The sequence below is a fragment of the Psychroserpens sp. BH13MA-6 genome (assembly GCF_052983595.1).
The window spans coordinates 718561-739340 of record NZ_JBRJGE010000001.1 but is presented as its reverse complement, the minus strand read 5'-3'; the positions used below and the strand labels follow the sequence as shown (position 1 = coordinate 739340).

21 protein-coding genes are annotated in these 20780 nt (G+C 36.4%); 14 read left to right on the top strand and 7 right to left on the bottom strand.

Annotated features, from left to right (window positions below; genetic code table 11):
• Positions 1-74: 74 nt before the first annotated feature.
• Both rseP and ACU8DI_RS03250 read right to left on the bottom strand, forming a co-directional pair.
• The gene (gene rseP, locus ACU8DI_RS03255) at positions 75-1538 is read right to left on the bottom strand and encodes an RIP metalloprotease RseP (protein WP_447111302.1); all 1464 of its coding nucleotides are present in this window, start codon (positions 1536-1538) and stop codon (positions 75-77) included.
• Between the two features lie 78 nt (positions 1539-1616).
• Positions 1617-3554 (bottom strand): M1 family aminopeptidase, encoded by a 1938-nt coding sequence (locus tag ACU8DI_RS03250; protein WP_447111301.1) that lies wholly within the window; start codon positions 3552-3554, stop codon positions 1617-1619.
• 107 nt (positions 3555-3661) lie between these two features.
• Between ACU8DI_RS03250 and ACU8DI_RS03245 the strand changes: the two genes are divergently transcribed.
• From ACU8DI_RS03245 to feoB, 3 genes are all read left to right on the top strand, one after another.
• A complete protein-coding gene (locus ACU8DI_RS03245; protein WP_447111300.1) occupies positions 3662-4330 on the top strand; it encodes an SCO family protein in 669 nt (222 codons plus the stop codon).
• 72 nt (positions 4331-4402) lie between these two features.
• On the top strand, positions 4403-4636 hold the full coding sequence (locus ACU8DI_RS03240) for a FeoA family protein (RefSeq protein ID WP_447111299.1): 234 nt from the start codon (positions 4403-4405) through the stop codon (positions 4634-4636).
• On the top strand, positions 4629-6728 hold the full coding sequence (gene feoB, locus ACU8DI_RS03235; RefSeq protein ID WP_447111298.1) for a ferrous iron transport protein B: 2100 nt from the start codon (positions 4629-4631) through the stop codon (positions 6726-6728). Before ACU8DI_RS03240 ends, feoB begins: the two co-directional genes overlap by 8 nt.
• Before the next feature lie 167 nt (positions 6729-6895).
• On the opposite strand, the gene ACU8DI_RS03230 is transcribed toward feoB, so the two are convergent.
• Positions 6896-7330, bottom strand: coding sequence for a hypothetical protein (locus ACU8DI_RS03230; protein ID WP_447111297.1), 435 nt, complete (start codon positions 7328-7330; stop codon positions 6896-6898).
• A gap of 117 nt (positions 7331-7447) precedes the next feature.
• Here ACU8DI_RS03230 and ACU8DI_RS03225 point away from each other — a divergent pair, with 117 nt between their 5' ends.
• The 6 genes from ACU8DI_RS03225 to ACU8DI_RS03200 are packed head-to-tail and all read left to right on the top strand — an operon-like array spanning position 7448 to position 12875.
• The gene (locus tag ACU8DI_RS03225; RefSeq protein ID WP_447111296.1) at positions 7448-8104 is read left to right on the top strand and encodes a metal-dependent transcriptional regulator; all 657 of its coding nucleotides are present in this window, start codon (positions 7448-7450) and stop codon (positions 8102-8104) included.
• On the top strand, positions 8094-8900 hold the full coding sequence (locus ACU8DI_RS03220; protein WP_447111295.1) for a transporter: 807 nt from the start codon (positions 8094-8096) through the stop codon (positions 8898-8900). Before ACU8DI_RS03225 ends, ACU8DI_RS03220 begins: the two co-directional genes overlap by 11 nt.
• A 49-nt stretch (positions 8901-8949) precedes the next feature.
• Positions 8950-9858, top strand: coding sequence for a metal ABC transporter solute-binding protein, Zn/Mn family (locus ACU8DI_RS03215; protein WP_447111294.1), 909 nt, complete (start codon positions 8950-8952; stop codon positions 9856-9858).
• Positions 9858-10595: a metal ABC transporter ATP-binding protein gene (locus ACU8DI_RS03210; protein ID WP_447111293.1), complete on the top strand. Its 738-nt coding sequence runs from the start codon at positions 9858-9860 to the stop codon at positions 10593-10595. Before ACU8DI_RS03215 ends, ACU8DI_RS03210 begins: the two co-directional genes overlap by 1 nt.
• Positions 10595-11722 (top strand): metal ABC transporter permease, encoded by a 1128-nt coding sequence (locus ACU8DI_RS03205; protein WP_447111292.1) that lies wholly within the window; start codon positions 10595-10597, stop codon positions 11720-11722. The genes ACU8DI_RS03210 and ACU8DI_RS03205 overlap by 1 nt, the downstream gene beginning before the upstream one ends.
• Positions 11715-12875, top strand: coding sequence for a metal ABC transporter permease (locus ACU8DI_RS03200; protein WP_447111565.1), 1161 nt, complete (start codon positions 11715-11717; stop codon positions 12873-12875). The genes ACU8DI_RS03205 and ACU8DI_RS03200 overlap by 8 nt, the downstream gene beginning before the upstream one ends.
• Here ACU8DI_RS03200 and ACU8DI_RS03195 read toward each other — a convergent pair.
• The 3 genes from ACU8DI_RS03195 to ACU8DI_RS03185 all read right to left on the bottom strand — a co-directional run bounded on the left by ACU8DI_RS03195 (position 12872) and on the right by ACU8DI_RS03185 (position 16539).
• Positions 12872-15028, bottom strand: coding sequence for a hypothetical protein (locus ACU8DI_RS03195; protein ID WP_447111291.1), 2157 nt, complete (start codon positions 15026-15028; stop codon positions 12872-12874). The two genes, ACU8DI_RS03200 and ACU8DI_RS03195, sit on opposite strands and share 4 nt — an antisense overlap.
• Positions 15029-15038: 10 nt before the next feature.
• On the bottom strand, positions 15039-15581 hold the full coding sequence (locus ACU8DI_RS03190; protein ID WP_447111290.1) for an RNA polymerase sigma factor: 543 nt from the start codon (positions 15579-15581) through the stop codon (positions 15039-15041).
• 172 nt (positions 15582-15753) lie between these two features.
• Positions 15754-16539 carry a TerB family tellurite resistance protein gene (locus ACU8DI_RS03185; RefSeq protein ID WP_447111289.1) on the bottom strand — a complete coding sequence of 262 codons (786 nt, stop codon included), beginning with the start codon at positions 16537-16539 and terminating at the stop codon, positions 15754-15756.
• A gap of 123 nt (positions 16540-16662) precedes the next feature.
• Here ACU8DI_RS03185 and ACU8DI_RS03180 point away from each other — a divergent pair, with 123 nt between their 5' ends.
• The 4 genes from ACU8DI_RS03180 to ACU8DI_RS03165 all read left to right on the top strand — a co-directional run bounded on the left by ACU8DI_RS03180 (position 16663) and on the right by ACU8DI_RS03165 (position 19092).
• Positions 16663-17067, top strand: a complete 405-nt coding sequence (locus ACU8DI_RS03180) for a hypothetical protein (RefSeq protein ID WP_447111288.1) — start codon at positions 16663-16665, stop codon at positions 17065-17067.
• A 128-nt stretch (positions 17068-17195) separates the two neighbouring features.
• Positions 17196-17606 (top strand): BrxA/BrxB family bacilliredoxin, encoded by a 411-nt coding sequence (locus tag ACU8DI_RS03175; protein ID WP_447111287.1) that lies wholly within the window; start codon positions 17196-17198, stop codon positions 17604-17606.
• Positions 17607-17691: 85 nt separating this feature from the next.
• Positions 17692-18432, top strand: coding sequence for a lysophospholipid acyltransferase family protein (locus ACU8DI_RS03170; RefSeq protein WP_447111286.1), 741 nt, complete (start codon positions 17692-17694; stop codon positions 18430-18432).
• Positions 18433-19092 (top strand): HD domain-containing protein, encoded by a 660-nt coding sequence (locus ACU8DI_RS03165; RefSeq protein ID WP_447111285.1) that lies wholly within the window; start codon positions 18433-18435, stop codon positions 19090-19092.
• Here the strand turns inward: ACU8DI_RS03165 and ACU8DI_RS03160 are convergent, their stop codons facing one another.
• A complete protein-coding gene (locus ACU8DI_RS03160; RefSeq protein WP_447111284.1) occupies positions 19093-19965 on the bottom strand; it encodes an AraC family transcriptional regulator in 873 nt (290 codons plus the stop codon).
• Between the two features lie 201 nt (positions 19966-20166).
• On the opposite strand from ACU8DI_RS03160, the gene ACU8DI_RS03155 reads away from it, so the two are divergent.
• Positions 20167-20742 carry a hypothetical protein gene (locus tag ACU8DI_RS03155; RefSeq protein WP_447111283.1) on the top strand — a complete coding sequence of 192 codons (576 nt, stop codon included), beginning with the start codon at positions 20167-20169 and terminating at the stop codon, positions 20740-20742.
• Positions 20743-20780 lie beyond the last annotated feature (38 nt).

The following is a 20780-nucleotide window of genomic DNA, read 5'->3' as shown; positions in this document are numbered from 1 at the left end:
GACTATTAATTTTTTAACTTGATTTTTTTCAAGAACTCGGACTTCTCAAATGTAACTGGTTCTATAAAAAAGGATTAGCCTGTAATTGCTTTAAAAATATCATTCCCATTAGCGAAAAGAACAAGAGCAATTAAAATTAAAAAACCAATAGTTTGGGCACGTTCCAAGAATTTTTCACTCGGTTTGCGGCCAGAAATCATTTCATAGAGTAAAAACATGACATGACCACCATCTAAGGCTGGTATTGGTAATAAATTTAACACTCCTAACATAATCGATAAGAAGGCAGTAATTCCCCAGAAAAACTCCCAACTCCATGTATCAGGAAAGACATTGTAAATAGCATAAAACCCACCTACACCTTTATAGGCGCCAGTGCTTGGATTGAATATGAGCTTTAATTGCTCGCCATATTTTTTGAATTGTTTGACAAACTTGGTGGTGCCAGCACCAAAACTTTCGTAGAAGGTATATTCTTTTCTAACGACATCTAGGTAACCTAACTTATCAAATTCCTCATAACTACCACCCATTTGGATACCTAGTTTCGCATCCTTATTGACTTTGAGTTTGAAAGGCATTTCCTGACCATCTCTTAAAATTTGAGCTTCAACTGTTTGATTCTTATAATTTTTAAGAACCTCGTCAAATTCATCAAAATATTTAAGTCTTTGGTCATTTATACCAACAATCAAATCCCCTTCTTTTAAGCTTACAGAAGCATTCTGCATCGTGTCAATAACTTCATTGACATAAAAAGGAGTTCTCAATTGTAACAAGGGACCATCTTCTTTTTTAGACTTGGTTAACTGACCAGCAAAATCCTCTGGAAAATCAACCGTCATCGTTTTGCCATCACGAATTATTGTCGCTTTTTCCGCAGTGATAAAACTGTAACTCAAGTCAGCTAAATTTTCATAGGCCTCTCCGTTAACAGAGACTATTTTATCTCCAGTTTTAAGTCCTACTTTTTTTAATATCGGATTTTCAATAATGTAGCCATCTTGTATGCTATTGGTTGCTACAGTTGTATCACCATAGTATCCAGACATAAAAACATAAATTAACCATGCGAGTACAAAATTCACGATAACACCACCTAGCATAATAATTAATCGTTGCCATGCTGGTTTAGATCGAAATTCCCAAGGTTGAGGCGGACGCGCCATTTGCTCCTTGTCCATACTCTCGTCAATCATTCCCGAAATTTTCACGTATCCTCCTAGAGGCAACCATCCAATTCCGTATTCAGTTCCACCAATTTTTTTCCTTAAAAGTGCTAGACTCTTTGGTTCATATTTATCCCAGAATGACGGACTGTAAGTTTCGCCTTCCGCTTCTAAATCTTCTTTTTTTTGTGCTCTATACGCTTCAAGTTCTTTTTCTTTACGTCGTTTTGCCCAAGGATCAAAAAATAAAAAGAATTTTTCAACTCTCGTTTTGAAAGCTTTGGCAGGTAGGTAATGACCAAACTCATGCAAAACAATTAATAAGGATAAACTCAATAAAAATTGAGATATTTTAATTACAATTTCCATTTAACGTCGCGTTAATTTTGTGAACGGACAAAAGTACATTTTTAAAACCATATTATAAAGCATCCACAATAGTCCTTACTACTTTTTTAACACTGTTTTAGTAATTATTCGCTCTTTCGTTTGAAATTGAATAAAGAATAAACCCGAAGACCATGAAGCGGTTTCTAAACTGGGTTGCCAAGGCATCTCTGTGATTAATTGCCCTAATGGATTATAAATTTTGATGGTAGTGATCGCTACTTCATTTGGCTTTTCAATGTGAAGGATGGTCGATGTAGGATTTGGAAATAACTTTAATCTCTCGGCTAATTCAAGATCCTCAACATCCAATAACACCTCGTTGTTTCTCGAGATTAAATCAGATTCAGGATCAAACAAAATGTCTTGTACTGTAAAATTAACGGGTTCCAAAAAGTTTTCTTGGTTTGATGTATTGTTCAAAACTAAATCAAGTTCTTCGCCCATGGTGCCAATCAGTCTTAAAGGCACTGGAGCTTCAAAAAACGAAACGGATGGATCGCTCTGACTTTGATTAATTGTAATTGACACCATATTTGTGCTTGGTTGATGCCACTGGATGGTGTAACTAGGATAGCCTTCATTAAACAACCAATCATCAAAAAATTCAGTAAGATCAGTTCCTGATGAGGCTTCCACGATGGCTATAAAATCAGCAGTTTTAGCGTAATCATAAGCATGGTTGGGAGCTACTAAATAGTCTTGTAACGCTTGATAAAAGTTGGCATCTCCAAGTTGCTTTCTTAACATATGCAATACCATTGCGCCTTTATTGTAGCTCAAACGTCCGTTGAAAATTCGACTAACACTCAAGGTATCTGTGTCGGACAAATATACGGCACCATCAGGTGCTGCTGTAATGTTGTTAGTACGTTGCGCCTTCCAAGTGGTAAAGGCGACGTTACCGTCTAAACTTTCAATGGTAAGTCCTGATAAATAGGTAGCAAAGCCTTCATTCAACCAAATATCTTTCCAACTTCCACAGGTAATTTTATTACCAAACCATTGGTGCGCCAACTCATGTGCAATCAGATTCCTATTAAAGCTTCCCATAAAAGAGACGGTCGTATGTTCCATACCACCTCCCCAACCAAATTGGGCATGACCATATTTTTCATTGGCGAAAGGGTAAGTTTCAAATAAATTAGTGAAAAGATTCATGATATCAACGGTAATACCAGTACTGGCTTGAGCGTTAGCTAGGCTTTCAGGATACACATAATTGACAATATCAAAAGGGTTCCCACCATTTGGTAAAGTATGAGAATAGACTTCATAATTGGTAGCAGCAATAGCAATAAGATATGCTGGTATAGGATAGCGATGTTTGAAATGTGTGGTTTTATCTGTACCGTTAATCACTTGACTTTGCTCCAAGCCATTAGAAACAGAAATATATGCTTCGTTGGAAGCATTGAATTGTGGTGTGGTCATGAAGACATCGATAGAATCAATTTTATCAATCAAATCTTGTTTGCAAGGCCACCAAGCCTTTGCACCATAGGGCTCCGAAAGTGTCCAAATTACAGGGTCTCCATTATGGGTTGTTTGTTCAAAGGAACCAAAACCTGAGCTTACGGGATTTCCCGAATAACTCACAGTTAAAGAATCTAATACACCTGTATTTAATGTAGCAGGTAGCGTGATGACTAATTCATCATTAGCATTTTGTGTAAAACTTAACAGATTATCGCGTTGCATCACTTGCGTGACCGTCATATTATTGGCCAAATCAAAAGTTATGGTATTCATTGCACTTTTTGCCTCAAAATAGCTCGTGACTTCACCCGAAATAAACGCAACAGCAGGATCCAAATCTAGTTCTAATCTGTGGTATTTTAAATCGTAATTTCCCGTGTTGAGGTTAGCGCGTTGCATCATGCGGCCAAGAGCAGATTTTGCTTCAGCTTCTCGAACACTATTTAAAGTTTCATCAAAATCCTGTGCATAAGACATTGTAGTGAGTAACACTAAGAATAAGGGTAATTGAATTTTCATGAGTTCTGTTTTTCTTTTTAAGATAGCTTGTTAAATGTAGTCAATTTGTTGGGATTCTGTCGTATTTTTGCAATCAAATCTTACAGTAAAGCCTTAAAAATCAAGTCATGTTAGACTACATAAAGAAATTTAAATTTTTCTTCATTGCCTTTTTCATTGTTTCCGTGATTATTATTTCAATTATCTATTCCATTTTGGATATTGAGAAACCATTACCGATCTATCAGCCCAATAGAGTAGATGCTTCTTTAGTTGACAGTACGATTCAGCATAAAAAGAAATATCATACTATTGCCAACTTTAAATTAATCAATCAAAATGGTGATACCATTACTCAGGATAACTATGCTGGGAAAATATATGTCGCCGACTTCTTTTTTACGACTTGTCAAACCATATGTCCGATAATGACCGATCAAATGACGCGCATCCAAGAGCAAATTATAACAGATGATGAAGTCATGTTGTTGTCACATTCTGTAACACCAGAAATAGATTCAGTGGCTCAGTTGAAACGCTATGCCGTTGAAAAAGGTGTTATTGACAAAAAATGGAACTTAGTAACTGGTGATCGAAAACAAATTTATGATTTGGCCAGAAAGTCCTATTTGGTAGTTAAGGATGATAGCTCTGAAGACTACGGTATGGTTCACACTGAAAACTTTGCACTCATAGATAAAGACAAGCAGATTAGAGGGTTATATAATGGGATAAGTCCTGCATCGGTTGATTCATTGTTGCAAGATATTAAACGTTTAAAAAAGGAATATGAATAGTTTTAGGGTCACAATTTTTTTACCCTAACTTTTTCCTTTATTTTTGCTTCTTTAAAATCAATCTAAATAAGCTTGCAAGTTACTTTATCAGAAATAAAACGAGGTCAGCAAGGCATAATTGCCGATGTATCCTCAATTCATGTGCCATTAAAACTTTTGGAAATGGGTTGTCTTCCTGGTAATATTGTTGAGCTAGTTCAAGTGGCGCCTTTTGCAGATCCCATGTATTTGAATATTAATGGAACCCATTTGGCCATACGAAAAGAAACCGCGATTCATATTTTAATAGAAATTTCTAATGAGTAAACAGATCAATGTAGCACTTATTGGAAATCCAAATACTGGTAAGACTTCAGTATTCAATTCTTTAACAGGATTGAATCAAAAAGTAGGTAATTATCCTGGGATTACCGTAGAAAAAAAGGAAGGTATTTGCAAACTGCCAAGGGGTGTCAAAGCGCATATTATCGATTTGCCTGGGACCTATAGTTTAAATGCTTCGTCTTTAGATGAAAATGTGGTCATTGAATTACTTCTAAATAAAAACGATAAGGATTTTCCTGATGTCGCAGTGGTAGTGAGTGATGTTGAAAACTTAAAGCGAAACCTGCTACTGTTTACTCAAATCAAAGATTTAGAGATTCCCACAATTCTTGTCATTAACATGGCAGACCGAATGCAGTATAAAGGCATTCAGTTGGATATTCCCTATTTGGAATCGCAATTACAAACAAAAATAGCTTTAGTTAGTACAAGAAAGAAGGTTGGTATAGAGACCTTAAAAGAATTGATTGCCAATTATAAGGAGCTTTCAGTGGAACCATGTATGAATGCTTCTGAAATTGATCAAGATTACTTTGACAAGCTAAAAAACGCGTTTCCCAATCAATTGCTCTACAAACTTTGGTTGGTTATCACACAGGATGTCAATTTTGGGAAAACGGATCGAAATGAGATTGATGCTATCAACAGTTTTAAAACCAAAGGTAAGGCAGACTTAAAGCGGCTCCAGCAGAAAGAAACCATAAAGCGATATCAGTTTATAAATGCTACTTTAAAAGAAGGGCAAACAATAGATTTGAATTCTGCTAAGGATTTACGCATTAAATTCGATAGAATATTAACGCATAAAGTTTGGGGTTACCTCATATTTTTTATCATATTATTGACCATTTTCCAAGCGATCTACGATTGGGCTCAGGTACCAATGGAGATTATAGATAGCGCATTCGCCTCGCTGAGCGAATGGACCAAAAATGTGATGCCAAGTGGTGCTTTTACAAGTCTTATTGCGGAAGGAATTATTCCGGGACTTGGAGGCATTGTCATATTTATACCTCAGATAGCATTCCTCTTCTTATTTATTTCAGTACTTGAGGAAAGTGGCTATATGAGTCGCGTTGTCTTTTTAATGGATCGCATCATGAGGCGTTTTGGTTTAAGTGGTAAAAGTGTGGTACCCTTAATATCTGGAACGGCTTGTGCTATTCCAGCAATCATGGCCACAAGAAATATTGAAAGTTGGAAAGAACGACTTATCACAATACTAGTGACCCCATTTACAACCTGTTCGGCACGTTTACCCGTGTATCTTATAATTATTGAATTAGTCATCCCGGAAGGTCGCATATTTGGTTTGGGTTATCAGCCGCTGACACTCATGTTACTATACTTAATTGGCTTTGGAGCAGCAGTGCTTTCAGCGTGGGTATTGAATAAGGTTTTAAAAATAAAAAGTAAGACATTTTTTGTCGTAGAAATGCCAAATTATAAGTTACCATTATTTAAAAATGTGGCTTTGGCAGTTTTGGAAAAAACAAAATCCTTCGTTTTTGGAGCTGGTAAAATCATTTTAGCCATTTCCATTGTACTTTGGTTTTTGGCGTCATATGGTCCTGGCGAGCAGTTCAATAATGCGGAGGACATTGTGACTACTCAATACGCATCCGAAAATCTTTCTGCTGAAGAATTGCAGCAAAAGATTGCGTCTCATAAGCTAGAACATTCTTTTATTGGTATTGCAGGACATGCCATTGAGCCAGCAATAAGACCGCTAGGATATGATTGGAAGATAGGGATTGCTATTGTCAGTTCTTTTGCAGCTCGCGAGGTTTTTGTGGGGACATTGGCAACTATCTATAGTGTTGGAAGCGATGAAGAGGAAACAATAAAAAACAGAATGGCTGGTGAGGTCAACCCCATTTTAGGTGGTCCATTGTTTAATTTTGCAAGTGGGATCTCACTCTTGTTATTTTATGCCTTTGCCATGCAGTGTATGAGTACTTTAGCTATTGTGAAGAGAGAAACCAATTCTTGGAAATGGCCTATGCTGCAATTGGTAGTAATGAGTGCTTTTGCTTATATTGTAGCATTAGTTGCTTACCAATTGTTAAAGTAAGGAATTAATGATAAAAACGACCAAAAAACCATGAATACAATCGTGCAAAACATATTGACTTTTATTGCAATAATTGCGGCTGTGGTATATTTATTTCAGAAATTTGGCGTAATTCCGTCCAGAAAAAAAGTAAAAACCAAGGCATGTGGCACGAATGATTGTGGTTGTCATTGAGATCTTCTAGGCTGAAAAACAACTTCTAATTCATAGGTGTGATCAGGGATTTTTTCCTCTGTTTTTGGGTAGGGTGTTAAAGCCACGCCATAAATACTTTGATCTAAATCACGAAAGACTAAATTGGTCTCTTCCATAACGTACCCACCAGCATGAATAATGATTTCTCGATCTTTAATGTGCTTCCCTTCTTTATAGATGCCTACTAAAACCTTTGCTTCTCCGGCTCTTATGCACATCACATCTTTTGGACATCTTGAATCTGTAATGATTTTTTTTAACTGAACTTGATAATTGGCATGTTGCGCAATCTCGTCCAGTTTCATAGTGGTACTCACACTCAACGAGTCTTTGACGAAAGCGGTTTGTGCCATGAATTGATGAATAGCAAACACGTTTAAAATGAGAAAGGTATAGAAAGTTTTCATGCTTTAAATTTAATTAATTTCACATATAAGTACTGTTCGCATTAACATAATATTAAAATTTTAGTTACTTTTGTAAAAAATTTAAGTATACTTAAAAAATAATTAAAGCAATAAGAAATGTCAGTAGCTATTGAAAATTTTGTCAAGGCCATTTATAATAATGATACGCATGATATCAAGGATACTAAACCGGGAAACATCGCAAAACAATTAGGCATTTCCAATGCGGCTGCCACTGATATGGCTAAGAAATTAGCCTCAAGGGATTTATTGAATTATGAAAAATACCAAGCTTTGCAGTTAACCGATAAAGGCACTAAAATGGCTTTGAATGTTGTTCGGAAGCATCGTTTATGGGAAGCTTTTTTATATAAGATGTTTGACATGTCCCTACATGATATACATCGAGAGGCGGAGCTATTGGAGCATCAAACATCTGATCTTTTAGCGGAAAAAATAAGTGCATATCTCGGTCATCCAAAATTTGACCCACATGGTGATCCCATACCGAATGCTTTAGGGGAAATCACAACTGTTGATACATCGATAGCACTGGCAGATGCAAGCGAAGGAAAAACTTATATGATCTCTAGGCTGATTAGTGATGATAAGGAATTCTTCGATTTTTGTACACACAATCAGATTAAATATAGGAATAAAATAACCGTGTCTAAACAGTTTAATGGCAACGCGATGACTCAAATCACTATTGATTCTAATACCATTGTACTGAATGAAGATTTCACTAAAATTATTTATGTTGATGAGTTATAAAACGATTGCTCATTTTATTTTTTTGACCCTTAATAGTAGTGCTCTAATCGCACAAAACGATCAAGCAATCAATGTTTCTGAACCATTGGTGACCGACCGACCTGATGCTACAGAGGCTTCGTCTACTGTTGGAAAGGGCGTCCTTCAATTTGAGTCAGGAGGTTTGTATGAATCTTTTGAAGACAGCGCTGTACAAATAGAAAGTTATACCTACAATACAACACTTGTTCGTTATGGAATTTTAGATAATGTGGAGTTGCGTGTAGGTTGGGATTTTGTTGAAGGTGTTACTAAGGTGAATGGTGCAAAACTTGATGACGTGACTAGCGGATTATCTCCTTTGTTACTAGGCGTTAAGGTGGACATTACAGAAGAAGCTAATGGTGTACCAGAAATAGCGTTGATTGGTCATGTTTTTCCGCTGTTTACTGCCTCAAACGATTTTCGGCCTGAAACTACAGGCGTTGATTTTAGGTTATCGTTGTCACATACTCTAAATGAGCGATCTAGCCTTGGTTATAATTTAGGTGCACAATGGGGAAATGATTCTCCCGAGGCGGCTGCTATTTATTCCGTTTCTTATGGTTATAAATTGTCAGATAACTTTGGAATATATGCAGAACTTTATGGTGATTTACCTGAAGATAGCGCTGCTAACCACTATTGGGATTCAGGGTTGACGTATTTGATTTCTAATGATTTGCAGTTAGACGCTTATGTTGGAACAAGTTTCACTGAGGGTCAAGATATTTTAATGGGCTTAGGTGCTAGTTATAGAGTAGCAAATAAAAAATAAACAATTCATACTTTGTGTTGTCAGAGTATTCATAATTTTAAAAAATAGAATGAAAAAATATAGTGTAATATTACTTTTAGTTTTGGTGTTCAATTGTAAAAATGAAACGCCATCCAATGGCAAATTAAACATTGTGACCACCACTACCATGATAACGGATTTAGTGAAAAACATAGGTGGAGACCAGGTTAATGTCAAAGGCTTGATGGGAAGTGGTGTTGATCCACATCTATACAAAGCTAGCGAAGGCGATGTTACGAAACTTGTAGATGCAGATATTGTATTTTACAATGGGTTACATCTGGAAGGAAAACTTGTAGAGGTCTTCGAGAAAATGGAGACATCGAATAAAATGACTGTTGCACTTGGTGAAGAATTAGATAAAAACACTTTAATAGGTTCCGATTATTTTGCATCTAATTACGACCCACATGTTTGGTTTAACATCAATTATTTTAAACAATTTGCAAGAAAAGTCACTGCCGTTTTATCTGAACAAAGTCCTGAAAACTCAGACGTATTCAAGGCGAATGAGAAAACATATATTGACAAATTAGACAATCTTCAGGACAAAATAGAGGCCATTATTCAGACGCTTCCGAAGGATAAAAGAATATTGGTGACGGCACATGATGCGTTTAATTATTTTGGAAAGGCTTATGGTTTTGAAGTTGTTGGATTACAAGGTTTGTCGACTGCAACTGAAGCAGGCGTTCAAGATGTACAAAATTTATCGGCTTTTATTATTGAAAATAAAATCAAAGCTATCTTTGTAGAGAGTTCAGTCCCTAAACGCACTATAGAAGCCTTACAGGCAGCGGTAAAATCGAAAGGACATGATGTCGTTATAGGTGGAACCTTGTACTCAGATGCTTTAGGCAGCTCCGGAACTGTAGAGGGCACCTATATCGGAATGTTTGAATATAACGTGAATACGATTGTAAATGCTTTAAAATAATGAGTAAAAGGACAGCAGTACAAGTAGATGATTTAACGGTAGCATATAACTACAAACCAGTATTATGGGATATTGATTTGGAAATCCCAGAAGGTGTCTTGATGGCTATTGTTGGTCCTAATGGTGCGGGTAAGTCAACACTCATCAAGTCCATTTTAGGCATTTTAAAACCTATTGCTGGAAGTGTTTCCATTTATGGTAAACCTTACAATAAGCAACGATCATTGGTGGCCTATGTTCCACAAAAAGGCAGTGTGGATTGGGATTTTCCCACAACAGCCTTAGATGTGGTTATGATGGGAACGTATGGTAGTTTAGGTTGGATAAAGAGACCGAGACAGAAAGAAAAGAAAGCGGCTTTAGAAGCCCTTGAAAAAGTTGGAATGCTACCTTTTAAAAACAGGCAGATTAGTCAATTATCTGGAGGACAACAACAACGGATATTTTTAGCTAGAGCACTTGTTCAGGATGCTTCTATTTATTTTATGGATGAACCTTTTCAAGGGGTCGACGCTACAACCGAAATTGCGATTATCAATATTTTAAAGGAATTAAGAAAAGCTGGTAAAACGGTTATAGTGGTGCATCATGACCTTCAAACGGTCCCAGAATACTTTGATTGGGTCACGTTTTTGAATGTGAAGAAAATAGCTACAGGACCTGTAAAAGACATTTTTAACGATGATAATTTAACGAAAACTTACGGTATTAATTATAAAGTAAGTATCCAAGAATAATGACCATTCAAGAGTATTTTTCTTTAGTGTTTTCAGATTATACGCTGCGTACAATCACCATTGGGACAGCTATTCTAGGAGCTGTTACAGGCATGCTTGGTAGTTTTGCGGTATTGAGAAAACAAAGTCTTTTGGGAGATGCAATCTCTCATGCGGCACTTCCTGGTATCGCGATTGCGTTCTTAATTACTGGCGCTAAAGATAGTAACACCTTGTTGTTGGGTGCTTTGGTAAGTGGTTTAATTGGGACTTTTTGGATTCGAGGAATAATAACAAAAACACACCTTAAGTCGGATACCGCTCTTGGACTGATCTTATCTTTGTTTTTTGGTTTTGGAATGTTGTTACTCACCTTTATTCAAAAGCAACCCAATGCTAATCAAGCTGGACTCGACAAATATTTATTCGGACAAGCTGCTACACTTGTGGAAAGTGATATTTGGATGATGGCTGTAATTACAGGTTTGTGTCTCATTGTGCTATTGTTATTTTGGAAAGAATTCAAGATTTTGCTTTTTGATAAGGATTATGCCAAAACGTTAGGTTTTAACACCAGAACGATAGATATTTTGATCACGTCATTTATTGTTTTAGCGATTGTTCTCGGATTACAAACCGTAGGTGTTGTACTCATGAGCGCTATGCTTTTAGCGCCAGCAGCAGCAGCTCGTCAATGGACCAATAACCTATCAATCATGGTGTTTTTAGCGGCTATATTTGGGGCGTTTTCTGGGGTGTTTGGTACGGCTATTAGCGCTAGTCAAAATAATTTATCTACGGGACCAGTTATCGTACTTGTGGCTGCGGTATTTGTCTTTATTTCATTCGTGTTTTCTCCAAGTCGAGGTATTTTATTTAAACAGCTACGAATTATAAAAAACAGACGTGATTTAGAGCTAAATAAGACCTTGGCTTTTATGTATCATATTGCTGAAACACATGAAAATATTTCACATCCACACGAAATTAAAATACTGAACAACTTCCATGGATTTACTAAAGGAACTTTAAAAAAGTTAGTAGAGAAAGATTTTGTGACCCTTGAGGGAACCACATGGAGTTTAACTTCTGAAGGTTTCGATACGGCCTCTAATTTGTATAATCAATTAAGTAAACATGATGAGTAGCGCACAATTAGAAATACAACTCATCGCTAGCTTAGTAGCGATAGCTTGCGCCATACCTGGAACATTTTTAGTGTTGCGCAAAATGGCTATGATAAGTGACGCTATCAGTCATTCGATTTTACCTGGAATTGTCATCGGATTTTTTATCACTCAAGATTTAAACTCACCACTATTAATTTTACTTGCTGCCGTCACTGGTATTATTACAGTCGTTTTGGTTGAATATATTCAAAAAACAGGGCTTGTCAAGGAGGACACAGCCATAGGGTTGGTGTTTCCAGTACTTTTCAGTATCGGTGTTATTCTAATTGCTAAAAATGCCAACGATGTACATTTGGATGTCGATGCTGTATTGTTGGGTGAATTGGCTTTTGCTCCTTTTGACCGATTACTTATTGCAGGCATAGACGTTGGCCCAAAATCCTTATGGATTATTGGAATCATATTATTGATAACAGTTATTTTGCTAATCACCTTTTTTAAAGAGCTCAAGTTGAGTACTTTCGATAAAGGATTGGCAGCCTCATTAGGGTTTTCTCCAGTGGTAATTCATTATGGTTTAATGAGTGTTGCATCTGTGACTACAGTTGGTGCTTTCGATGCGGTTGGTGCCATTTTGGTTGTCGCACTAATGATTGCTCCAGCAGCAACAGCGTATCTGTTAACCACAGATTTGAAAAAAATGCTGACTTTATCTATACTATTTGGTGTGTTTAGTGCTATTGCAGGTTACTGGTTAGCACATGGATTAGATGCTTCTATCGCAGGTTCGATTACAACGATGCTTGGCGTCCTGTTTTTAGTGGTCTATTTATTCGCTCCGAATAAAGGCATCATTGCCGTTTTGTATAGAGAGAAACAACAACGAACAGAAGTTTCTTTGTTGACATTTTTACTGCATTTAAAAAACCATGACGATGAAAAAGAGCGACATGTTAACCACTTAAACGAACATATCAATTGGCAAAAGGTACGTTCTAAAACAGTATTAGATTTAGCATTAAAAAACAATATGATTACAATCAAGAATCAAGTGGTCTCATTAACACCAAAAGGGGACACATTTACCTCTCTGGCTATTGATTATATTATGACCAATGAAGACTCTCAAATTGAAGATATAAAAGACGATTTCTTCTTATTTAGAGGTTAATTCTTGTCACTGTTGAGTTGATCCAATGTCATTTTTAAAGCTTCCAAACTAACCTCTTTGAAATCAAAATTAACGTCTGGATGTTCCTCTGTTTTCGTTGGTACTAAATCGTAACAGAGTTTCCCTGCTTTTCTTTTAATGGCGAATAAAACAATATCTTCATTATCAGGAACTGTTCGAAAATCATAATAACCATTGGTGTTCCAACTCGGTAATACGGAATTTACCGACTTAAAGATCATGCTGATTTGAGCGCCTTCGGCATTCTTAATTTTTATTTTGTATTTGATACGCTTGGTGCGACCATTGATAAATCGGTCACAATTGATCCAACCTAAGTTTGAGGTTTTCAATACATAATAATTGGCATCTCTAGAAGTAATAGATCGATCATTATTGTCTATTAATCGCGATTCAAATTCTTCAGTTGTGACAGCATCATTTCCAGCGTAAAAAAGGCGTTTGGGAACAAGATTCATGATACGTGTGGTTGTCGGTATTTTTGTTTTGTCCCAAGGAACACGTATCACATGTCCACCTCTTGTAATGGAATCATCCTCTAGTATTTTAAATTTGGTATCAGGCATCTCAAATAGCGCCTTTCTCAAAACATAAGCCGTTTCAATTCGATTTGGTTGGGTTTCCAGGCTGATGTTTCTGATAAGTCGTTGCTGTTTATATTGATCCCATTCAAGCAGAAAAAGAGAGTCTACTATAAAATCCTTGTCATGCATCACTTCTCTAATTAATTCTACCATGCCACGACGTTCATTGAATATTGTGTCCATTTCCATCGTACTTCCAAAATTAGATTGACTTAGTGACGAATCTCTCATAATAATATTCCCAGAAACATTTTGAACGCGATTATTCACATTAAAAACAATAGGTAAGGAGTAGGGAACGGTGACTGGTTTTCCACGTTGTAAACCTGGTACCATTTGGGGTAAGAGAGCAATCACCCTATCTGCTTCATCACTCAATCTTGGATCTGACGCTCGCGATTGAATGAATACAACTTGGCCGTCTCGATCAATTTTAAATACGGACATGATGCGCTGAGTACCACTTAAGCCTAGTATATTAGCTATATCCTTATTGAAATTTCTGTCAATAAAATTTGCTATGGCATCAATTGTACATTGTTTACGAACCGCTTCATCTTCATTTTCACATCCTGGAAATGTTGGCGCTTGTTCCACAACCGAAAATGGCACTTCAATATTTTCAGATTCTGTTGGCGCCTCTACCGATACTTCAATACTTTCAAGTTGATCATTTTCTAATTGCCAATTGATGGTGTCATCCTTCCACTCACCGGTAAACAGTTGCATGTCTGGTTTTTTAGATGCCGTTGGAAATGCTATTTCAATGGTTTTATTTGGGTTGAGCTCAAGAGATGTGTTTTGCTGATAAGCTTTCAATTGAAGCATGCCTCCTGTCTCTAATTGATTGCCATCTGAAACCGTTGACAGATGGTTTAATAAAATGTCAGAAAGTTGATAAAATTCAGAGACCACTAATGTGATTTTTCCTTGAACTGAAAGTCCTGTGATTGGATTCCTAAAAGACCCTTTTGAAATACGAAGCAGCGTGCCTTCTTTACAACGAACAACCGTGTCTTTTTGTGTGTTTATCCTGATGCGTTCTGGACGCTTTTTAAGGGATATTTGAGCTTTATTGCCACCAAAAGCATTGGATTCAGTAGTCGTGTTGCCCGGCTGTTCCTTGTCTATGAACGTGGTATCTTTCACAACAAACTCAGAGCTGCTTTCTTGGATTATTTCAGTCTCAGTTTTCACGGAAACAGTATCTGTGACAACCGTCTTTGCATGCTTATGTTTCGGAGTTGGAGCTATTTCCGAAGTCTGAAAAACGAAGGTATACAGTGCGACCAAGACACCAAGACCTATAATAGCGATACCTGAAATTTTTAACCATTTTTCAGTTAAATATGCGCGCTGGGCTTTTACAATATCTGCTTTCAAAGGGATTCTTTCTAGGCCCTTTAAAAACAAGACATGTTCTTGGTAAAGCGTATTTAAGTCCTCATCGCTTTGAAGTCTAGCTTCAAAATTTAAACGCGCTTTTGCTGATAACAGGTTATTGATATAATTGTTAATGAGTTCGATATGTTGCTGATACGTTTCCATGCTTTTCTTTTTAAGATTGAACAGATTTCAATTGGGTTTGGTAAATGTCTTTGGCTTTTTGCAAGCATTTATACTTCTGATTTTTTGCAACTTTTGAAGATTTAAATTGCATCACTTCGGCAATGTCTTTAAAAGACATGCTTCTGTGATAAAACAGTTGTAATAATTGCTGACATCGTTTCCCAATTTTTGAAAAAGCATGTTCGGCTAGTTGGTATTTTTTTTCCTCAATGACGGCTTGAAACATTTCAATTTCTTGAGCATTGAGCTCTTGTAGATTTTTTCTGGAATGGGACTTTTGAAGGTCAGACCAGACAAATCGAGATACCGCATATAAATAGGTATAAAATGAAGACGTGAGCTGAAAATCTGAAGTCTCCAGATTCCTATTTAAAATAATCAAAGCTTCTTGAAATACGTCATTGGCGTCGGCTTGACTGCCACCTTTGGAAAGGATTAACTTCTCAATTCTGGGATAAAGTCGATAGAGTTTTTTAAATGCTTTATCACGTTGACCTTTTTTAAAAAGTTCTAAAATGTCCTGATCGCTCATACATGCTGTTTACTTATTAATGGTCAAAAGTTGAAAAGGTCTCCCTAATTTTTTTAAAACTAGCAATAAAAATGCCAAATAACTAGTTCGCATGAGTCAGAAGAATGATTAACATGTGACATGTGAGTACTACTAGCACTGTAGTATCGCTAAAACTTGAAGTCCCTAAAATTTAAAAGCCGCGTTCTTTTTGAAGTTGTTCGTAGGCTAATTGGACTTGTCTAAATTTCTCTTCAGCACCCTTTTGATGTTCTTCACCTAAATGAATCACTTTATCAGGATGGTACTTTTTAGCCATTTTTCTATAGGCTTTTTTCACCTCTTCATCTGTGGCTTCAGGCGTGATTTCCAAAATCTTGTAGGCATTACCACGACTGTCGTAAAACATGGCTTTGATACTGCCATAATCTCTCGAACTAATGCCTAGATACCCTGAAATCATGAAAATTTGTGACACTTCATCTTCGGTAACCATACCATCAGCCTTAGCGATTCCAAACAAAAAATGCAATAACTGTAAGCGCGACGGATGGTCCATCATGGATTTTATCTGTAAACAAACTTTTCGGGTAGGGATTTGTTGCTTATTAATATTGTTAAACAATCTAAACGCCTGATTTGCACGTTCTTTTCCATACATGCTCACAAATTGCTGACGAACGAAATCCAATTCACTTTGGTCTTGCTTACCATCTGCCTTTATCACAACAGAAGCCAAAATAAGCAAACTGACTTCAAAATCACCTGAACGTGTTTGCGGACGCGTATTTGATTGTGATCGAGATCGTGTTGTTGATGATCTTGAGCGTTTTTTATAAGGATCACCTTCACCCAATAAAAACCCATTGCCATCAGAAGCGCCATCAATGATACTTCCAATAGCTAAACCAATTATAGCGCCAATTGGTCCGCCAAATGACCAACCCAAAGCGCCTCCTATCCATTTTGCAAAACTCATGTATGTCTCTTAAATTCTTGTGAAGTTCAAATATACTATTTGTTAGTAGATAATTATCTCAATTGTTACGTTATCACGCAACCTTTTTATCACATTTGTATCTTTATATAAAAGTTAAACACTATGAAAACACATTTAGTTATTTTACTATGCTGTCTTCTAACCTTATCTTGCAACTCAGATGATGATGCAGCCGTGGTGATTGAACCTACAATAGATGGACAATGGTCTCTAACTAACATTTCTGGAGGTTTGGTTGGTATGGATCAAGATTTTGAACAAGGCACCATCGTTTGGGATTTTGACACTCAAAACGAACAAGTGACTATCACTAACAACAGCGATTCAGAAATGGTGTACAGTGGATTAAACAGTGGAACATACGATTATTCGGTTTCAAGCACAGAGACGTCAACCGTCATTTCTGTTGATTTTCTGAATTTAGAAATTATGACGCTCACAGCAAATCAACTTGTACTGGATGATGGTATCGCATTTGATGGATTTTTATTAACGTTCATGAGATAAAATTCTCTAAATTACTCATAGAGATTTTGAATGGCACCATTAAATCAGACAACTGAATACACGAACAAACAGACTAATTTTACGTATCTTTGTGGTCTAATATTAATAGAATTAAAAAATAAAAATATATGTATCCAGCAGAATTAGTAAAGCCAATGCGCGAGGATCTAACCAAAGTAGGGTTTGAAGAATTACACACAGCAGAAGCCGTAGAAACAGCACTATCTAAAGAAGGGACAACCTTGGTCGTTGTAAATTCAGTGTGTGGTTGTGCAGCTGCCAATGCACGTCCAGGTGCGAGACAAAGTTTACAAAACGCAAAGCGTCCAGATCACATTGTTACCGTTTTTGCAGGTGTCGATAAAGAAGCGGTTGATGCTGCGAGAGCTCACATGGTACCTTTTCCTCCAAGTTCGCCAAGTATGGCCTTGTTTAAAGACGGTGAATTGGTTCATATGTTAGAGCGTCATCATATTGAAGGTCGTCCAGCAGAATTGATTGCTGAAAACCTCATGGATGCTTACAACGATCATTGCTAATCAAACCTATTTTGATTTACAATATAAAGCCACGATTTTATCGTGGTTTTTTTGTGTATTTCGGGCATTACCGTAATTTTACCTTATGCGAAAACTCCTAGCTTACCCTTTAACGGTTTTATATTTTATCTGCTTCGGATTGACCTTACTCATTTTTCATCCGATACAATGGGTCTGCTTCAATGTTTTTGGATATGAAGCCCATAAAAAGAGTGTGGATGCACTTCAGTTCTTCATCATGAGAAGTTTGAATGTTTTGGGCACGCGATTTAGCTGGGAGAATCCATATCATATTGAAGAAGATCAACCCTTACTCATCGTGTCAAATCATCAAAGTATGTATGATATTCCACCTATTATTTGGTATATGCGAAAGCATCATGTCAAATTTGTGTCCAAAAAGGAATTAGGCAAAGGCATTCCGAGCGTATCTTATAATTTGAGACATGGTGGTTCTGTATTAATTGATCGGAAAAATCCGCGTCAAGCGCTACCTGCTATGGAAGCATTTGCGCGCTATATTGAAGACACCAAACGAGCTGCCGTCATATTTCCGGAAGGGACACGGAGTAAAAATGGTGATCCAAAACCCTTTAAGACAAAAGGCTTGGAGTTGTTGTTTAAAAACACACCTTCTGCTTTAATTGTGCCTCTAACAGTTAATAATTCTTGGAAAACATTGCGATATGGAGCATTTCCTATGGGTATTGGGAGTCATATAAAATTTAAGGTGCATCAACCTGTAAAATTAAGTGAGATTACAGATACTACAAGTTTTATTAAAACACTCGAAAAAACCATTCATGATGCCGTAATTACTGATTAAATGACTGCTATTGAAAACCAACAAATTGAAGCGACGAAAACCTTTGTTCAAAACACCTTGAAGGATGCCGAAGGTGGTCATGATTGGTTTCATATTCAAAGAGTTTATCACAATGCGCTTTTAATTTCAAAGCGTGAATCTGTCAATACTTTTGTCGTTGCCCTTGCTGCTTTACTGCACGATATTGCGGATAGTAAATTTCATAATGGCGATGAAACTATAGGGCCTCAAATGGCTAGAACGTTTTTGTTCCAATTGAATATCGATTCTAAGGTCATCGAACATGTGGTTCATATTATTGAAAATATTTCGTTTAAAGGAGGTAATGAAACACAACAATTCAGATCTCCAGAACTGGATGTGGTTCAAGATGCAGATCGCTTGGATGCTTTAGGTGCTATAGGAATAGCACGAACTTTTAATTATGGTGGCTATAAAAATAGAAAGCTATTTGATCCATCTATTAAGCCAAAGTTGGATATGAGCAAAGAAGCATATAAGGCATCTACTGCACCAACCATCAACCATTTTTATGAAAAATTATTACTATTAAAAGATCGAATGAATACTGAGACTGGCAAGGCCATAGCTACCAAAAGACATAATTACATGCTTGGTTTTCTGGATCAGTTTTATGCTGAATGGGACGGTGAAAAATAATTATTTCATCATTTGTGTGAGCTCACTTCTATATTTTGAAGCATTTTTCCCTGTGAATTCTTTAAACAACTTATTAAAATGCGAGAAATTATTGAAACCACATTCAAAAGCAACATCTGCAATACTCATTTGACTTTCAGATAATAGTTTAGTCGCATGTACAACACGATATTCGTTCACTAACTTTGTAAAGGTTTTTCCAGTAGATTTTTTAAAGTATCTACAAAAGGCAGGCACAGTCATACTCACTTTCTCCGAAATTTCATCTAGTGAAATATGGTTTTTAAAATGACTGTTAATGTGCTTGTAAATAATATCAATCTTGGTGCTGTCTTGTAATTCTGTTTCGAAAACAAAACCTTCAGCATTAAGAATCTCATAATCTTCAGCCAAAGCTAAGTCATTCAATATTTTGATCAATAATAGGATGCGGTCAACTCCTTTGACTTCATGTAATTTATGCATCTTCTTTTTAAGTCGACGCTTGGTATCGGTTTTAAATAAAATACCATTTTTGGCACGTTCAAAAAGCGTATTGATATGCGTCATCTCAGGTATATCAAAGAAATAGGCACCTAAAAAATCTGGCATAAACTGTACGAGTACTTCCGAGCCGTTTTGGGTTAATCGATCCGTAAAACCATTGTGTGGTAAATTAGAACCGATTAATAGCAATTGGCTATTGTTAAAGTACGAAAGGTGGTTGCCAATATGCCTTTTACCTTGTCCTTTATCCACATAAATCAATTCAATCTCTGGATGGAAATGCCAAAAGGGTTTGCGATCATTATGATCGGATGTACTCTTCTTTACAAATACCGAGCTTCCAAAATCAGGACTTATTTTTTCTAAAGTAGGTTTTCTATGTATCATATTTCAAATTTCACTGCAAAGTTACATCATTGAATGGCAATAATCTATTCAAAATTAGCCTAAAAATATGCTAAATTAACATCATTGTAAAAAATCAGCAACATGCCTGTTAAAATAACACATAAATATGGCAAATCTGTTGTTTTCTATGCCTGCATAACACCCTACATTTGTCGTGTTAATCATTAAAACCCAAACGTGATGAAAACATTTAAAAAGATGCTTACTGTTGCTATGCTATTGACCATGATGTTAAGCTACGCCAATGAAATTAAAACTGCCACATTCAAAAACTCAATTACCATAGTTCAGTTCTCAAATGTTAGAAAAGGACATGAATTTGTCATCAAGGATGATCGTGGCACAGTGTTACACCGAGAAACCATTGATAAGAACGGTACCTACTCACAAAAATTTGATTTATCAAAATTGAAAGACGGCTTATATACTGTTGAAACTATCAAGGATTTTGTCATAGTTGTTTCCCCTTTCAAAATTGAATCCAGCAAAGTCACTTTTTTGGAGCAAATGGAAACGAAAATTTTCAAGCCAGTGGTAAGAAGAGATGATCACCAGTTGTTTATTTCGCAATTGACGTTTGATACTAAGCCCTTGAAAATTGAATTATTTTATAACGATAATTTGATCCATACGGATACCTTAAAGGGTGAAGTCATATTAGAACGCGTGTATGCTTTGTCTAAAAACCAAAAAGGAGATTATTATGTAAGAATGACATCAGGTGACCGACAATTTATCGAGCGTTTTTCGATTTAAATCCTCTATATGGAATTATTAAAAGCACCTTTTTAGGT

What these genes read in the sequence shown, in the direction of transcription:
- rseP (WP_447111302.1), bottom strand. Translation starts at nt 1,538, where the DNA reads ATGGAAATTGTAATTAAAATATCTCAATTTTTATTGAGTTTATCCTTA.
- ACU8DI_RS03250 (WP_447111301.1), bottom strand. Translation starts at nt 3,554, where the DNA reads ATGAAAATTCAATTACCCTTATTCTTAGTGTTACTCACTACAATGTCT.
- ACU8DI_RS03245 (WP_447111300.1), top strand. Translation starts at nt 3,662, where the DNA reads ATGTTAGACTACATAAAGAAATTTAAATTTTTCTTCATTGCCTTTTTC.
- feoB (WP_447111298.1), top strand. Translation starts at nt 4,629, where the DNA reads ATGAGTAAACAGATCAATGTAGCACTTATTGGAAATCCAAATACTGGT.
- ACU8DI_RS03230 (WP_447111297.1), bottom strand. Translation starts at nt 7,330, where the DNA reads ATGAAAACTTTCTATACCTTTCTCATTTTAAACGTGTTTGCTATTCAT.
- ACU8DI_RS03225 (WP_447111296.1), top strand. Translation starts at nt 7,448, where the DNA reads ATGTCAGTAGCTATTGAAAATTTTGTCAAGGCCATTTATAATAATGAT.
- ACU8DI_RS03220 (WP_447111295.1), top strand. Translation starts at nt 8,094, where the DNA reads ATGAGTTATAAAACGATTGCTCATTTTATTTTTTTGACCCTTAATAGT.
- ACU8DI_RS03215 (WP_447111294.1), top strand. Translation starts at nt 8,950, where the DNA reads ATGAAAAAATATAGTGTAATATTACTTTTAGTTTTGGTGTTCAATTGT.
- ACU8DI_RS03210 (WP_447111293.1), top strand. Translation starts at nt 9,858, where the DNA reads ATGAGTAAAAGGACAGCAGTACAAGTAGATGATTTAACGGTAGCATAT.
- ACU8DI_RS03205 (WP_447111292.1), top strand. Translation starts at nt 10,595, where the DNA reads ATGACCATTCAAGAGTATTTTTCTTTAGTGTTTTCAGATTATACGCTG.
- ACU8DI_RS03200 (WP_447111565.1), top strand. Translation starts at nt 11,715, where the DNA reads ATGAGTAGCGCACAATTAGAAATACAACTCATCGCTAGCTTAGTAGCG.
- ACU8DI_RS03195 (WP_447111291.1), bottom strand. Translation starts at nt 15,028, where the DNA reads ATGGAAACGTATCAGCAACATATCGAACTCATTAACAATTATATCAAT.
- ACU8DI_RS03190 (WP_447111290.1), bottom strand. Translation starts at nt 15,581, where the DNA reads ATGAGCGATCAGGACATTTTAGAACTTTTTAAAAAAGGTCAACGTGAT.
- ACU8DI_RS03185 (WP_447111289.1), bottom strand. Translation starts at nt 16,539, where the DNA reads ATGAGTTTTGCAAAATGGATAGGAGGCGCTTTGGGTTGGTCATTTGGC.
- ACU8DI_RS03180 (WP_447111288.1), top strand. Translation starts at nt 16,663, where the DNA reads ATGAAAACACATTTAGTTATTTTACTATGCTGTCTTCTAACCTTATCT.
- ACU8DI_RS03175 (WP_447111287.1), top strand. Translation starts at nt 17,196, where the DNA reads ATGTATCCAGCAGAATTAGTAAAGCCAATGCGCGAGGATCTAACCAAA.
- ACU8DI_RS03170 (WP_447111286.1), top strand. Translation starts at nt 17,692, where the DNA reads ATGCGAAAACTCCTAGCTTACCCTTTAACGGTTTTATATTTTATCTGC.
- ACU8DI_RS03165 (WP_447111285.1), top strand. Translation starts at nt 18,433, where the DNA reads ATGACTGCTATTGAAAACCAACAAATTGAAGCGACGAAAACCTTTGTT.
- ACU8DI_RS03160 (WP_447111284.1), bottom strand. Translation starts at nt 19,965, where the DNA reads ATGATACATAGAAAACCTACTTTAGAAAAAATAAGTCCTGATTTTGGA.
- ACU8DI_RS03155 (WP_447111283.1), top strand. Translation starts at nt 20,167, where the DNA reads ATGAAAACATTTAAAAAGATGCTTACTGTTGCTATGCTATTGACCATG.